This window comes from Xanthomonas sp. WHRI 6106 (assembly GCF_040202405.1).
GTDB classification, from domain to species: domain Bacteria; phylum Pseudomonadota; class Gammaproteobacteria; order Xanthomonadales; family Xanthomonadaceae; genus Xanthomonas; species Xanthomonas cannabis.
The window spans coordinates 1-14,123 of the sequence record NZ_JBEGFC010000019.1; the positions used below are offsets into that span (position 1 = coordinate 1).

At 66.3% G+C, this 14,123-nt stretch carries 11 protein-coding genes and 3 pseudogenes; 4 read left to right on the forward strand and 10 right to left on the reverse strand.

What is annotated here, in order from left to right:
• Positions 1–211 precede the first annotated feature (211 nt).
• Entirely contained in the window at positions 212–1,111 is a 900-nt protein-coding gene (gene hemF, locus ABQZ09_RS19595; protein WP_349777697.1) for an oxygen-dependent coproporphyrinogen oxidase, read from the forward strand.
• Between the two features lie 582 nt (positions 1,112–1,693).
• Here the strand turns inward: hemF and polA are convergent.
• Complete coding sequence (gene polA, locus ABQZ09_RS19600; protein ID WP_349777698.1) at positions 1,694–4,474, reverse strand: DNA polymerase I; 2,781 nt, start codon at positions 4,472–4,474, stop codon at positions 1,694–1,696.
• 77 nt (positions 4,475–4,551) lie between these two features.
• On the opposite strand from polA, the gene ABQZ09_RS19605 reads away from it, so the two are divergent.
• A complete protein-coding gene (locus tag ABQZ09_RS19605; RefSeq protein WP_349777699.1) occupies positions 4,552–4,842 on the forward strand; it encodes a DUF2782 domain-containing protein in 291 nt (96 codons plus the stop codon).
• 157 nt (positions 4,843–4,999) lie between these two features.
• Here ABQZ09_RS19605 and ABQZ09_RS19610 read toward each other — a convergent pair.
• The 4 genes and pseudogenes from ABQZ09_RS19610 to ABQZ09_RS19625 all read right to left on the reverse strand — a co-directional run.
• A pseudogene (locus tag ABQZ09_RS19610) lies at positions 5,000–5,143 on the reverse strand (type VI secretion system protein TssA); the annotation flags it as partial.
• Positions 5,144–5,247: 104 nt separating this feature from the next.
• Positions 5,248–5,523: a nuclear transport factor 2 family protein gene (locus ABQZ09_RS19615; protein ID WP_349777700.1), complete on the reverse strand. Its 276-nt coding sequence runs from the start codon at positions 5,521–5,523 to the stop codon at positions 5,248–5,250.
• Positions 5,463–5,714, reverse strand: a complete 252-nt coding sequence (locus tag ABQZ09_RS19620) for a nuclear transport factor 2 family protein (protein ID WP_349777701.1) — start codon at positions 5,712–5,714, stop codon at positions 5,463–5,465. The genes ABQZ09_RS19615 and ABQZ09_RS19620 overlap by 61 nt, the downstream gene beginning before the upstream one ends.
• Positions 5,711–6,610: an oxidoreductase gene (locus tag ABQZ09_RS19625; RefSeq protein WP_349777702.1), complete on the reverse strand. Its 900-nt coding sequence runs from the start codon at positions 6,608–6,610 to the stop codon at positions 5,711–5,713. Before ABQZ09_RS19625 ends, ABQZ09_RS19620 begins: the two co-directional genes overlap by 4 nt.
• Before the next feature lie 233 nt (positions 6,611–6,843).
• Between ABQZ09_RS19625 and ABQZ09_RS19630 the strand changes: the two genes are divergently transcribed.
• On the forward strand, positions 6,844–7,725 hold the full coding sequence (locus ABQZ09_RS19630; protein ID WP_349777711.1) for a LysR family transcriptional regulator: 882 nt from the start codon (positions 6,844–6,846) through the stop codon (positions 7,723–7,725).
• Between the two features lie 427 nt (positions 7,726–8,152).
• Here ABQZ09_RS19630 and ABQZ09_RS19635 read toward each other — a convergent pair whose 3' ends face one another.
• The 3 genes and pseudogenes from ABQZ09_RS19635 to ecfK form a co-directional block, all read right to left on the reverse strand.
• Entirely contained in the window at positions 8,153–8,326 is a 174-nt protein-coding gene (locus ABQZ09_RS19635) for a hypothetical protein (RefSeq protein ID WP_184558006.1), read from the reverse strand.
• A gap of 163 nt (positions 8,327–8,489) precedes the next feature.
• Positions 8,490–10,574: pseudogene (locus tag ABQZ09_RS19640) on the reverse strand (serine/threonine-protein kinase); the annotation flags it as partial.
• Complete coding sequence (gene ecfK / locus ABQZ09_RS19645) at positions 10,553–11,092, reverse strand: ECF-type sigma factor EcfK (protein ID WP_039404884.1); 540 nt, start codon at positions 11,090–11,092, stop codon at positions 10,553–10,555. The pseudogene ABQZ09_RS19640 and the gene ecfK, both read right to left, overlap by 22 nt.
• 671 nt (positions 11,093–11,763) lie before the next feature.
• Between ecfK and tagK the strand changes: the two are divergent.
• A pseudogene (gene tagK, locus ABQZ09_RS19650) lies at positions 11,764–12,422 on the forward strand (transcriptional regulator TagK).
• A 195-nt stretch (positions 12,423–12,617) separates the two neighbouring features.
• On the opposite strand, the gene ABQZ09_RS19655 reads toward tagK, so the two are convergent.
• Positions 12,618–13,064 (reverse strand): universal stress protein, encoded by a 447-nt coding sequence (locus tag ABQZ09_RS19655; protein WP_039405036.1) that lies wholly within the window; start codon positions 13,062–13,064, stop codon positions 12,618–12,620.
• 308 nt (positions 13,065–13,372) lie between these two features.
• Complete coding sequence (locus tag ABQZ09_RS19660) at positions 13,373–13,954, reverse strand: sugar O-acetyltransferase (protein WP_039404889.1); 582 nt, start codon at positions 13,952–13,954, stop codon at positions 13,373–13,375.
• Between the last annotated feature and the right edge of the window lie 169 nt (positions 13,955–14,123).

The following is a 14,123-nucleotide window of genomic DNA, read 5'->3' on the forward strand; positions in this document are numbered from 1 at the left end:
CATGGATGCCGCCACGGAGCTACATGGACGTACTTGCAGCGTGTCCTGCGATGGTGGGCGGGCAAGGGCCCTGCAGCCAACCTGCAGATCAGTTGCTCTTCCGCTCTTCCGCTCTTCCGCTCGCCAAGCATCCACCCTCCACATCGCCCTGCGACAAACTGGCGCGTTCGGGTGCGCGCACCGGCCGCGATGCACCGCTTAGAATTGCGTCATGAACGAATTCGACCGTGTACGCGATTATCTGACCGACCTGCAGGACCGTATCTGCGCTGCTGTGGAAGTAGCCGATGGGCGAGCGCGGTTCTCCGAAGATCTCTGGCAACGCGAGGAAGGCGGCGGCGGGCGTACCCGCATCCTGCGCGATGGCGCGGTGTTCGAGCAGGCCGGCATCGGCTTTTCCGACGTTTCGGGTACCCGCCTGCCGCCCTCGGCCAGTGCGCACCGCCCCGAACTGGCCGGCGCCACCTGGCGCGCCTGCGGCGTGTCGCTGGTGTTTCATCCGCACAACCCGCATGTGCCCACCACGCATGCCAACGTCCGCTATTTCCGCGCCGAACGCGATGGTGAGGTGGTCGCCGCCTGGTTTGGCGGCGGCTTCGACCTGACCCCGTTCTACCCGGTGGACGAAGACGTGCAGCACTGGCACCGCGTCGCCCAGGCGCTGTGCGCCCCCTTCGGCGAGGAACGCTATGCCGCGCACAAGCGCTGGTGCGACGAGTACTTCTTCCTGCGCCACCGCAACGAGACACGCGGCGTCGGCGGGCTGTTCTTCGACGACCTGGGTCAGGACTTCGAGCGCGACTTTGCGTACCAGCAAGCGGTCGGCAACGGCTTCCTGGATGCCTACATGCCGATCGTGCAGCGCCGCAAGGATGAGCCGTTCGGCGAGCGCGAGCGCGAATTCCAGCTGTACCGCCGCGGCCGCTACGTGGAATTCAACCTCGTCTACGATCGCGGCACCCTGTTCGGACTGCAGAGCGGCGGGCGTGCCGAAAGCATCCTGATGAGCCTGCCGCCCCGGGTGCGCTGGGAGTATGGCTACACCGCAGAGCCCGGCAGCGCCGAGGCACGGCTGCTGGATTATCTGGTCCCGCGCGACTGGCTGGGCTGATGGCCGCCATGTCAGCGGCCAACTATCTGCCTCGGCGTTTAACGGACGCGCTGACATCCTGATCCAAAGGGAGTGAGACGTCAGCGCCTTATCGCCATCACCCAATCAAGCGCCACTCAGTGGCGTATTCAGAATCCCAATTCATGCAAACCTGAATTGGGAGAATGAAACACTGTGTTGATTAATCGAGTTAATCGCGCCTATTTATATTTGTAATTGCTCGCACCTCGACACCGAACTTTATTCGTGTGATGCGATGCGCTATGCGCTAGAGAGCTCTTGAGCACAGGACATAAAAAAGCCCCGCAGACCAGGGGGAGGTCGGCGGGGCCAGGGAACGGAAACTTGGGGAGGAGTTTCCGCTCCGAGATCTGCTCCAGGGGATGGGAGAGATCTGCCGACAGGCGTTGCGCCCGTCGAGGGATATAACACCATTTTCTACATTGATGGATCGTGAAGATAACTGTTAAAAAAATGTAGAATTTAGCGGTTATTCATTCCCTCAAACTTGCTGAATTCGCATTATGTTTGACCGGCTTATGTCTGGTCTGTGCGTTCAGCATATCAGCGTCTTATGACGCGTCAGTGCGCCTCATCCCAGTTATCGCCAACACCCGAATCCACCACCAGCGGCACGCGTAGCTCGGCCGCTGCGGCCATGCGCGTGGTGACTTCGCGCAGCAGCGTGTCCACGAAATCGGCATCTGCCTCGAACACCAGTTCGTCGTGCACCTGCAGGATCATCAGCGCGCGCTGCGCGTGGTCGGCGATCCAGCCGTCCACGCTGACCATGGCGCGCTTGATGATGTCTGCGGCGGTGCCCTGCATCGGCGCGTTGATGGCGGCGCGCTCGGCGCCGGCGCGCTGGCCCTGGCTGCCGGCGTTGATGAAGTCCAGATACAGCCGGCGGCCGAACACGGTTTCCACGTAGCCCTTGTCGCGGGCCTGCTGGCGGGTGGTTTCCATGAAGTCGCGCACGCCCGGGTAGCGGCTGAAGTACAGCGCGATGTAGTCCTGCGCTTCGCCGCGGCCGATGCCGAGCTGGCGGGCCAGGCCGAACGCGCTCATGCCGTACATCAGGCCGAAGTTGATCGCCTTGGCGGCGCGGCGCTCATCCCCGCTGACGGTGTCGATGGTGCGGCCGAACACCTCGGCGGCGGTGGCGCGGTGCACGTCGGCACCGGACTCGAACGCGCCCACCAGGCCGGGGTCGCCGGACAGGTGCGCCATGATGCGCAGTTCGATCTGCGAGTAGTCACAGGCGATCAGCTTGCGCCCGGCCGGCGCGACGAAGGCGCGGCGGATGCGGCGGCCGTCCTCGGTGCGGATCGGGATGTTCTGCAGGTTGGGGTCGGACGAGGACAGCCGCCCGGTAGCGGCGCCGGCCTGGTGGTAGCTGGTGTGCACGCGCCCGGACTGCGGGTGGATCATCTCCGGCAGCTTGTCGGTGTAGGTGCTGCGCAGCTTGGTCAGGCCGCGGTATTCCAGGATCACCCGCGGCAGCTCGTGCTGGTCGGCGATGGCTTCCAGCGCTTCTTCATTCGTCGAGGGCTGGCCCTTGGGCGTCTTGACCACCGCAGGAAGCTTGAGCTCGTCGAACAGCAGCGCCTGCAGCTGCTTGGGCGAATCCAGATTGAAGGTGCGCCCGGCCAGTTCGGTGGCTTTCTGCTGGGCGGCGAGCATGCGCTTGGACAGGTCCGCGCTCTGGCGACGCAGCTCGGCCGCGTCCACGCACACGCCGTTGGCTTCGATCCGTGCCAGCACGCCTACCAGCGGCATCTCGATCTCGCGATAGACGCGCTCGAGGCTGGGCTCGGCGGCCAGGCGCTTGCCCAGCACCTGGTGCAGGCGCAGGGTGATGTCAGCGTCTTCGGCGGCGTAGCGGGTGGCATCTTCCAGGCTGACATGGGCGAAGGGAATCTGCTTGGCGCCCTTGCCGCAGACGTCTTCGTACTTGACGGTGTCGTAGCCCAGGTAGCGCTTGGCCAGGCTGTCCATGTCGTGGCGGGCGCTGCCGGAATTGAGCACGAAGCTTTCCAGCAGGGTGTCATCGGCATAGCCGGCCAGGTCGACGCCATGGCGGCGCATCACGTGCAGGTCGTACTTGCCGTGCTGGCCGAGCTTGCGCACGGCAGGGTCGGTCAGCAGCGGAGCCAGTTGGGCGAGCGCCTGGACGCGGTCGAGCTGGGCCGGGGCACCGGGGAAGTTGTGGCCGAACGGCAGATAGGCCGCCTGGCCGGGCTCGGCGGCCACACTCAGCCCGATCAGGTCGGCCTGCAGCGGGTCCAGGCTGTCGGTTTCGGTGTCGAAGGCAAACTGCCCGGCCGTGCGCAGGCGCGCGACCCAGCTGTCGAGCTGTTCCTGGGTGAGGATGGTCTCGTACTGGCCGGGGGCGGACAGCGCCGGGTCCAGGTCCACCGGCGCACTGGCCGGGCCGGACACGAACCCGGTGCCACGGGCGCGGCCGGGCTCGGTGCGGGCCACCGCCATCGCTTCGGTCTGCGCCCCGGCTGCGGCCGCGCCGCCCAGTTCGCGTAAGGCCTGGCTGAAACCGTAGCGGGCGTACAGCACAGCCAAGGCTTCGGCATTGGGCTCACGCAGGTCCAGCGCACGCGGGCCGCTGGCCAGCACCACATCGGTCTTGATGGTGACCAGCGCACGGTTGAGCGGTAGCCGCGGCAGTGCGGCGCGCAGGTTGTCGCCGATCTTGCCCTTGATCTTGTCGGCGTTGGCGATGACGCCATCGAGCGAGTCGTATTCGGCCAGCCATTTGGCGGCGGTCTTGGGGCCGCACTTGTCCACGCCCGGCACGTTGTCGATGGCATCGCCCATCAGCGCGAGCAGATCGACGATCTGGTCGGGCCGCACGCCGAACTTGGCGATCACCGCCTCGTCCGAATCCATGCGGCTGCCGCTCATGGTGTTGACCAGTTCGATGCCCGGGCGCACCAGCTGGGCAAAGTCCTTGTCGCCGGTGGAGATGGTGACGCTCAAGCCGTCGGCCGCGCCCTGCAGCGCCAGCGTACCGATTACATCGTCCGCTTCCACCCCGTCGATGCGCAGGATGTCGATGCCCAGCGCATGCACGATGTCGCACATCGGCTGCACCTGCGCGCGTAGGTCGTCGGGCATCGACGGGCGGTTGGCCTTGTAGTCGGCATACAAGTCATCACGAAATGTCTTGCCGGGCGCATCCACCACGAACGCGACGTAGGCCGGGCGCTCCTTCAAGGTGGCGCGCAGCATGTTGACCACGCCGAACAAGGCGCCAGTGGGCTCGCCCTGGGCATTGGTCAGCGGCGGAAGCGCGTGGAACGCGCGATACAGGTAACTGGACCCGTCGATCAGGACTAATCTGCTCATGCAGTGATTCTACGCTGCACGCCCACGCCACACCGTGCCAGCGCATACTGGCCGGCGACCTAGAACGGATGACAACGATGAAGAGAGCACGTCTTTTGCTGCTGCCGTTGCTGCTGCTTGGCGGCTGCGCCACCACCTCCGGCGGCGCTGGCGGTGACGGGATCCCGGCCGGTGCCGATGTCACCAGCAAGACCATGGGCAATGGCGACAAGGTGGACGAATACCGCGTCAACGGCCGGCTGGAAATGGTGCGCGTGACCCCGGCGCGCGGCGCGCCCTATTTCCTGTACGACCGCGACCACGACGGGCATACCGACGCGGAGAAGGACAAGGTCAACAAGGTGTACTGGCAGCTGTACAGCTGGTGATTCGGGATTCGGGATTCGGGATTCGTAGAGCGTAAGCACGGCGGCTTTACCGGCCGCTGGTGTCGGCGATGGTGGTCCGGTTCCGGTAACCGGAGCACCTCAGTGGCGGCTAACGCTGATGCGGGTCTGCGGTATCTGACGCCGCTGGGCGCAAGGCTCAGCCGTTGTCCTGCGGGCCGGTGACGCGTTGCAGGTCGTCGATGCCGGCCGGGGCCAGTTCCTTCTTCATCAAGGCCAGGAAGTCGCAGCCCACCAGGCGCAGCAGCATCGGTACCGGGCTGGAAGGCTCGCAGCGCGCGTAGTCGCGTGTGCGCCGGATACGTATCGGTGTACACCCTGCCGAGCACCTGCTTAGCACCGCACAAGCCGTCCGCGCCTGCGCTTTGCCGGATCAGGCGCCAGCGGTCAGGGAAGCTGTGGCGTGCCGAAGGACTGGCCGCCGAACGGCTCGGTATTCAACCACATATAGATGTAGGAACGGCTGGAAAAGCGCCAGCCGCTTGCGGTCCTTATGAAAGTGTCCGAATACATCGCCACATTGTCGTAGTAGTGATCTGCCGGACCGTTGGCCAGCTCCCGGACCGGCCAACGCGCCGCCGCACGATCGTCCTCGATCACGATCACCCCGGTCGGTACCAGCTGGGTGAAGAAGTTGCGCTCATCGCGTAGTTGATGGAGCAATGCCGCAATGGCTTCGATGCCTTCGCGCTGACGTTGAATGGCGCCCCGATCTCCCAGATGCCATCGTCCGTCCACAAGGCCTTGAAGCCATCGTGGTCGGCGCGGATGCAGGTGTCGGCAAAGCGAGCCACCAACGCGCGGATGGCGCTCTCGTCTTCCAGCCGCTGCAGTCGTTGTTCGAGGGTGTTCATGCGTGTGCCTCGTGTGCGGGGCGGGAGTGGGCGGCGATGCCGTCCAGGGTTGCAAGCTGGTCTGCGGACAGCACCAGGTCGCAGGCGGCGAAATTCTCGGCCAGATGCGCTGGCGAGGATGTGCCGGCGATCACCAGCAGGTTGGGCGAGCGCTGCAGCAACCACGCCAGCGCCACCTGCCGTGGCGTAGCACCCACCGCGCTGGCGACGCCGGAGAGTAGGTCCGACTGCAACGGCGAAAAGCCGCCGAGCGGGAAGAACGGCACATAGGCGATGCCTTGCTGCGCGAGCGCGTCGATGAAGGCGTCGTCGTCGCGCTTGACCAGGTTGTAGTGGTTTTGCACGCACACGATCCTGGCCAGCGACTGCGCCTGCTCCAGCTGTCGCGCCGTGACATTGCTCAAGCCGATATGGCGCACCAGGCCTTCGCGCTGCAACTCGGCCAGGCAGGCCACCGGCTCGGCGATCGCGCTGTCGTCGGTGTCGGCCAGAGCGCCCAGCCGCAGGTTGACCACATCCAGCGTCTCCAGGCCCAGGCTCGTCAGGTTGGCGTGCACCTGCCGCCGCAGGCTGTCCGGCGACAGATCGATATGCCAGGAACTGTCGCTGCCGCGGCCGATGCCGATCTTGGTGACGATCACCACATCATCGCGGTAGGGATGCAGCGCTTCGCGAATGAGCGCATTGGAGACGTGCGGGCCGTAGAACTCGGCGGTGTCGATATGGTTGGCGCCCAGTGCGACGGCCTGGCGCAGGACCGCCAGCGCGGAGGCCTTGTCGCGCGGCGGTCCCCACACGTGGGAGCCGGGCAATTGCATGGTGCCGTAGCCCATGCGCCTGAGCTGCAGGGTGGTGCCGGGCAGGGTGAAGGTGCCACCGAGTTGAGTGTTGGTCATGAGATGTCCTTGGATGGGTGAGCGGTACGGCGTCTGCGATTGGGTGGGAGCGGCCGTTGCGGGCACGGCGCACGCTCGTTGGGGATGAGCTGTGTGGGGTGGCGCCTGCAGCAGGGAAACGCTTCACTTCGTTAGTGCCGCTGCAATTTACGTCCGCGACCTCTGTGCAACAATTAGGTATAAATTGAACGGGCCGTACGGATTTTCGAACGATGAGCAATCGCCTGGGCGACATGGAGGCGTTCGTGCGGGTGGCGCGCGCCGGCGGGTTTCGGGAAGCGGCCAAGAGCGCGGGCCAGAGCGCGTCCAACTTCAGCGATGCGATCAAGCGCATGGAGGCCTGGCTGGGCGTGCGGCTGTTCAATCGCACCACGCGCAGCGTGGTGCTGACCGATGCGGGGAAGGCGCTGTTGGCCCGCGTCGAGCCAGCATTGATCGAGTTGGAGGCCGCCAAGGAGGTGGTCAGCGCGTTTCGCGACAGGCCGGCCGGTACGCTGCGCCTCAATGTGCCGGTCAGTGCGGCGCGGCTGGTGTTGCCGCGCATCTTGCCGCCGTTTCTGGCGGCCTACCCGGACATCACCGTGGAGGTGCTGACTGAAGAGAGCTTCGTCGACGTGATCGCCGCCGGGTGCGATGCGGGAATCCGCTACGGTGAGCGGCTGCAGCAGGACATGGTGGCGATTCCGATCGGCCCGCGTGTGCAACGCAGCGCAACCGCGGCATCTCCCGGCTACCTGGATCGGCGTGGCCGCCCCACCCACCCACGCGAACTGATCGACCACGACTGCATCCGTGGTCGTTTTCCCAGCGGCGTGATTGCCGAGTGGGAGTTCGAGCGCGAGGCAGAGATCGTCACCATCCTTCCGCGTGGGCAGCTCCTGGTGGAGATCGGCGGAGGCCTCGACCTTGCGATCCAGTCGGCGATCGCCGGAAACGGGGTCATTCACCTGTTCGAGCAATGGCTTGCGCCGCACCTGGCATCCGGCGCACTCGAACCGGTGCTGCGCCCCTGGTGGCAACCGTTTCCCGGCCCCTATCTGTATTACCCCAACCGCAATCTCACCCCGCCCGCGCTGCGCGCGTTCATTGAATTCGTCAAACAATTGCCTGACTGAGCCTTGCGCCTTTTTAGCGGGGCTTGCCATGACGATGCCCGACACCACGTGCTCTCACCCTCCATTGCAACGCTGCGAGTGGGACAGTCTTGCGACAGGATCCGGCTTGCTCGCCCAAGCGCTGCAGACACCCCTTCGTCGCCATCTGCGACAAGGACAACTGGCATGCACAACCCCCACAGAAACCGGCGCGGACGCAGCCCGCACGCTTACCGCTCGTCGCACCTGCCGGCTACAAAGGCCAGATGCGCTGATGCGGCCGCCTCAGGGAGGCTGCGCACCGCCGGTCAGTCCAGGCGCTGGCAGCCATGGAGAGGCTGACCCATGCTCGCCACCCCTGTTCAGGTGGCGGCATGATGTCAGGCGACGCTATTTCCTGCCGATCAACACCCAGTCGATGTTCGCCAAGTCATGGACTGTCGACCAGTCATGATCTCGTCGTTGCCATCCCATCGAGATCGATGATGCGCAACTGATGCGACGCGTCCAATCCGACGTTGGCAGTCTTGGCCCACGTCCAGTTGTTGTCGAACTGGCCGCTACGGTTCGCGTCGATGGCCTGTTGCAAGGTGTCCGGAGGCGGGCGGGTGGCAGTGTGCATCGGGGCTCTCGAAGGGGCGGCAAGATGACGACGGAGCTACTGCAGTGCGGGTGCGGTTCGACGATGCGCGGCATGACCGGTCAGTGCGTGCTGCGCGTCAGCGTTGCGCCTGTTGCAGGCGCAGTGCGCCCGCAGCATCGTGGCCATGGCTGTGTCCTTCACGCGCGCCGGCCGGGTTGCCTTCCACCGTCAGCGTGTCGATGGCGTTGTCGCCATAGCGCTTGCGGCTGACCTGCAGCAGCGGCGCCAGCTCGGCCTCTGCACCGGCGTAGTCGCGCTGCATCAGCAGATACATCGACAGACTGTTGCGCATCGACAGCGTGAATGGATGCTCGGACCCGTCGAGCGCGATGCGCTCGCGCAGCAGGGCGCGCTGCAGGGTGATCGCCGACGCCAGTTGCCCGACCTCGGCCAGCATGGCGGCATAGACATTGCCCGCGTTGATGCGCTGCCCCGGGCGCGTGGCAGGGTTGGCCAGCGCCGCCACGTAGGCATGCCGGCTTTCGGTCATGGCCTCGGCAATGCGGCCCTGGTCGCGCAGCGTCCAGGCCAGCCATCCGCGCATGTCGTTGGCCATGGTCTGCTGCTGCGCGTCGCCACGCTGCGCCTGCGCAATGCCCTGGCGCAGCAGCTGCGCGGCGTCCTCGCGCTGACCGGCACCGCGTAGCGCCTGGCCCAGCATGGAGGCCGCCTGCAATGCCGGCATGCTGCTCTCCCCGGTGCTCTGCTGCGCCAGCGTCTGCGCAGTGCGCAGGTGCTCCACCGCCTGCGGGTACTTGGCCAGTGCAATCAAGGTGCGGCCCAAGGTCAGCTCCACATCGGTGCGCGCATCCGGCTGGCTGGCCAGCTCGCGCGCGGCGCGCTGCGAGGCCTGCTCCAGCACGCGCAGCATCAGCGTCTTGTCCAGATCCTGCGCCACGCCGGGGTCCACGCTGGACAACACCGAACTCATGAAATCGCCGGTGACGCGCGCGCGTTGCGCATCGCGCGCGGCCTGCTGCAACGACCATAGCGTGGCGCCGAGGCCGGCGAGCGAGGCGACCGCCACCAGGCCGCCGGCCAGCACGCCGCTGCGATGGCGCTGAATGAACTTGCGCAGCCGCACCCAGCGGCCGGCCTGCAAGGCGCGCGGCGGGTAGCCGTCGAGCCAGCGGTGCAGATCGTCCAGCAGCGCCGATACCGAGGCATAGCGCGCCACCGGTTGCGGCGCCAGGGCACGCAGCACGATCGCATCCAGGCCATCGCGCAGCTGCTGCTGTAGCTGCGCGTGGGTGGTCGCGCGTGCTGCGCAGATGCGTGCACGCGCATCGGCCGGCACGGCCGCCACCCGTTGCGAGGGTGGCTGCGGCACGCCGTCGCTGTCGGCAACCGGCGCCAGCCCGCAGCTCAGCTCGTAGAACATCGCGCCCAGCGCGTAGATATCGCTGCGCGCATCCACGTCCTGCACACCACGCGCCTGCTCCGGGCTCATGTAGCCGGGCGTGCCGCGGCCATGCGCGGACGTAATGCCGGGGTTGGTCGCATCGATGGCGATGCCGAAGTCGATCACGCCCGGCATCGGCCGGCCGTCGATCTCGCCCACCAGCACGTTGCCGGGCTTGAGGTCGCGATGGATCACGCCCTTCTGGTGCGCGTGCTGCACGGCCTCGCTCACCCGCAGCATCAGCAGCACGCGTGCGTGCAGCGATAGCCGATGTTCGTCGCACCACCAGGTGATGGGCTCGCCACGCAGGTACTCCATCACCAGATACGGACGGCCCTGCGCATCGGTACCCACATCGTGGATCTGCGCGATGGCCGGGTGCACCATCTGCGCCAGCAAGCGGCATTCGAATTCGAACAGGGCCCGGCCCTGCGCATCCAGCGCGTCGGCGGCCACCAGCTTGATCGCCACCTCGCGCTCGTAGGCACCGTCAGCGCGGTGGCCCAGGTACACCTGGCCCATGCCGCCTGCACCGAGCAGGCGGTCGATCGCCCACGCGCCGAAACGCGTGCCCGCCGGTAGTTCCGGCAATGGTGCGTGCAAGGCCGCAGCCGCCTGCTTGAGCGGTGCGCGCACACGCAAGGTGGCCTGCGATTCCACCGCCAGCATCGCCAGCAACTCGTCGCGCAACACGGGCGCGTCGCCAGCCTGCGCGCGCGCGAAGGCGTCACGCTCTGCGGCCGGCAACAGGCAGGCCTGATGAAACAAGGTCTCCAGCCGTTGCCAGGTGGTGGCCGCCACGCTCACAGCTGCGCCGCCAGCCACACCCGCGCAAAGCGCAGATCGCGCTCCAGCGTGGGCACCGACACCTCTAGCTGATCGGCCGCTTCGGCCACGCTGAACCCCACCAGCTCGGTCAACGCGAACGCGCGGGCCTTGCGCTCGTCCACCTGCGCCAGCTTGTCGAAGGCGTCGGCCACCAGCATCAGCGCTTCCGGCCGCGCCGCGCCATCGGACAGGCTGATGGTCAGCGTCACGGCCTGCCCCAGCCTCTTGGCGCTGGCCTGCTGGCGCGCCAGATCCACCAGCAGGTGCCGCATCTGCAAGGCCGCCACTGCATAGAAGTGCGTGCGCGAACGGAACGCCTGCTGGCCTTGTTCCAGCCGCAGCCAGGCCTCATGCACCAGCTCGGTGGCCTGCAACCCGGCACGCGCCTTGCGCCGCAGCTCGCGCAAGGCGGTCGCCCGCAACACCTCATAGACCTGCCGCGCCAAGGCGTCGCCCGCTCCGGGCTCGTCGTGCTGCCAGGCCTGCAACAACTCGGTGATCGGCAGCTCGGGCATCGAAGTCCATCTCGCCTGCGTGGACGCGCAGTATCCCGCATTGGCGAGCGGCCGGGCGCTTCAACCCCGAACGGTTTGGTTCGCTTGCGCCGTTCCTGGCACATAGACGTTCGGACGCCCAATCAGGCGGTCAGCAAAGTGCCGGCTTCCAGGTCGGTCCTGACAAATGACGGTCACGCAGGCTCCGGCGTTCAATCGCCAGCCGCCCCCACGTCTGATCTTGGCAGTTGCAGGATTTGCCAGATTTCGGGTTGTGGCACCAGCCCTTGCACAGATTCCCGGCATCACCAGTCGGCTGGGAATCGCCCTGCCCTCCAGCGGTTTGTTGTGCTTGACCTGATCTGGAGTGGCGACGTCGATCCTGTGATGTCCGATCGCTTTTGCCACAAGCGGGTGGGCCTTGGTGAGTTCGGCATCATCTGGCGGACGGCGTCTGCTGCAGGACTCGTCCTCTGCTTCGGTGAATCAGCGACCTCGCACAGGAACGTGCTGGCTGTTACCAGCGCCGGTCTCGATGCGGTGCACACCTTGCATCAGCGGCTGGCCAACACGCAGGCCGGCTTCAGTGGGCTCGCCAGCGTCGCGATGCGTCGAGGCGAGGGCCACCCGATTCGGGGTCGATGGCACCGATGCGTGACGCAGCGCCGGATTCACGAACGGCGCGTGATGGGTTGGCGATGCTTTTCTCGGTTGATCCAGGGACAGGCCCCGGGGAGTGGGCCGCAGGCAGCACCGCATGAGCATCAGTTACTACCGCGCCATCGTTCCGCAAGCGCCCGCAGCCACGAAGGCGCACGCGCCACTGATGATCGATCTGTTGGCCTACATCGAGCAGCACATTGGCGAGGCGGAGCTTGGTACCGGGGCATTGCAACAGGCGTTCGCGCTGTCGCGTGCAGCGTTGTACCGGTTGTTCCAACCACGCGGCGGGGTGGCCAGCTATATCCGCGAGCAACGCCTGCGTACCGCATATCGCTATCTTCAGGCGTACCCGGAGTGCAGCCTGACCTGGCTGCTGTACGAGATGGGCTTTGCCTCGGAGCGACAGTTCCAGCGCGCGTTCCAGCAACGCTTCGGCATGCCGCCGATGCAGTGGCGCCGCCTGTGCCGCGCCACGCCGCATGCACCGGCACCGCGCCGCGGCCACTGCATGCCGATGTGGCGCTTCATGCGTGAACTGAGCCAGGACCTGCAACCGCCGCCCGTCAGCGCATTACGCAGCCGCATGCCAGGTGCGCATGGCGCACCGCTGATGCACGCCGAGGCGCTGCGTCGCCTGACGCGGCCGACAACCGGCGCCACAGTGCAGCGCGAGCCTTGTGACGCGTGAGCTGCCGCCCGCAGGCGTGGGATTGTGCGCGAGGGTTCTTGCTGGATAAGCATTCGCGCCCGGGTGCGCTCCTACGGTGGAACGAGAAACCTGTGCGTGACAGCTCGGGACATGGCGTTGCACCAAGATGCAAACCACGTCTTGCTGGCACAGCCGCTGGGCGCGTTGCGTGCAGCAGTGCAGCACGTCGATGCCTCAGCGAATCACCAGTACCGGAATCGTGCTGTGCGTGAGCACTTCCACTGTCTGGCTGCCGAGCAGCATGCGGCGCATGCCGCGGCGTCCGTGCGACGTCATGATGATCAGGTCGCTTTTGCATTCCTCGGCGGTCTGCACGATGCCTTCGGCGGCGAAGCGATCCAGCACATGTCGCGAGGTCGCCTTGATGTTGGCAGCCGCTGCCAGTTCCAGTGCCGGGCGCAGGATCTTCTCGGCCGCCGCTTCGCGTTCGGTGCGGTACTCCGGGCTTGCTTCGTAACCCACGCTCCAGCCCATCGCATCGTACATGCCCATCGCCCACGGCTCGGACACGGTGACGATGTCGACCTTGGCGCCGGTGGCCTTGGCCAGTTCCAACCCTTGAAACAAGCCACGGTGGGACAGCTCGGATGCATCGATGGCGATGAGAATACGTTTGTACATGGTGACCTCCTGCAAGGGTGGCAGTGCTGCCGATGGGCGTGAACGCACGGTGGCATGTGCGGGTGGAACGGGCCTTGATGCGGATCAGTGCGGCGATGCTGCTGGCTGTGTTGGGGCGCGTTGATGCTGCCGAGAGTGATGCTTCGATTGCGTTGCCGTGCGGGCGGTGGCTGGATGCTTGCGAGCTTGCAGTTGCCATGCCGCTGTTGCCGCCAGCGCCTTGCCTCCGCTGTTCCTGTCTCCATGGTGCAGGCCGCGCAGCGCCTGTGTGATCGACGACGAAGACCACGACTCGGCACGCGCTGCGCTCAATCGGTGGCAACCGCATCCGGGTCCGGGCGCACCTCGCGCAGGCGTGCCGGATTGCCGACCGCGGTCGCCCCTGCCGGCACGTCGCGCGTGACCACCGCACCGGCGCCGATCAACGCATCGTCGCCGATGGTCACGCCGGGCAGGATGATCGCTCCGCCGCCGATCCACACATTGCGCCCGATGCGGATCGGCCGCCCGAACTCCAGGCCGCTGGCACGCCCGGCGGCATCGCGCGGGTGATCGGCAGCGTAGATCTGCACGCCGGGGCCGATCTGCGTGCCGTCGCCGATGTGCACCTCGCAAATATCCAGGATCACGCAGTTGAAGTTGAGGAACACCCCGGCGCCCAGGCGGATGTTGTAGCCGTAATCGCAATGAAACGGCGCACGAATCACGGCGCCGTCGCCTACGTCGGCAAGGCGTTCGCGCAACAGTGCGTGGCGCTGTGCTGCCGTCTGCACTGCAGCCGCGTTATAGCGCAGCATCCACGCGGCCGCGGCCGCTTGATCGGCCTGCAGCTGCGCATCGGTGGCGCTGTACAGTTCGCCTGCCAGCATCTTCTGTTTTTCGGTCCGCATGGCTTGGCGTCCCCGGTCGTGATGTCGGCTTGCAGGGTGGCATGGGCGCCACGGCGAATGCATCGAGCGATGCACCAATGGTTCCAGACCCACCAACGGCGACGCCCGGGTTTTGCTGTCGCGTCGCAACGACATCATCGATGCGCAGGGACGTGCTGAGCGCTCTTTC

Bases quoted from the DNA above. Each gene is read 5' to 3' on its own strand.
- ABQZ09_RS19620 (WP_349777701.1), bottom strand. From the start codon at position 5,714: ATGAACACCCTCGAACAACGACTGCAGCGGCTGGAAGACGAGAGCGCC.
- hemF (WP_349777697.1), top strand. From the start codon at position 212: ATGAACGAATTCGACCGTGTACGCGATTATCTGACCGACCTGCAGGAC.
- ABQZ09_RS19635 (WP_184558006.1), bottom strand. From the start codon at position 8,326: ATGCACACTGCCACCCGCCCGCCTCCGGACACCTTGCAACAGGCCATC.
- ABQZ09_RS19660 (WP_039404889.1), bottom strand. From the start codon at position 13,954: ATGCGGACCGAAAAACAGAAGATGCTGGCAGGCGAACTGTACAGCGCC.
- ABQZ09_RS19655 (WP_039405036.1), bottom strand. From the start codon at position 13,064: ATGTACAAACGTATTCTCATCGCCATCGATGCATCCGAGCTGTCCCAC.
- ABQZ09_RS19625 (WP_349777702.1), bottom strand. From the start codon at position 6,610: ATGACCAACACTCAACTCGGTGGCACCTTCACCCTGCCCGGCACCACC.
- ecfK (WP_039404884.1), bottom strand. From the start codon at position 11,092: ATGCCCGAGCTGCCGATCACCGAGTTGTTGCAGGCCTGGCAGCACGAC.
- polA (WP_349777698.1), bottom strand. From the start codon at position 4,474: ATGAGCAGATTAGTCCTGATCGACGGGTCCAGTTACCTGTATCGCGCG.
- ABQZ09_RS19630 (WP_349777711.1), top strand. From the start codon at position 6,844: ATGGAGGCGTTCGTGCGGGTGGCGCGCGCCGGCGGGTTTCGGGAAGCG.
- ABQZ09_RS19605 (WP_349777699.1), top strand. From the start codon at position 4,552: ATGAAGAGAGCACGTCTTTTGCTGCTGCCGTTGCTGCTGCTTGGCGGC.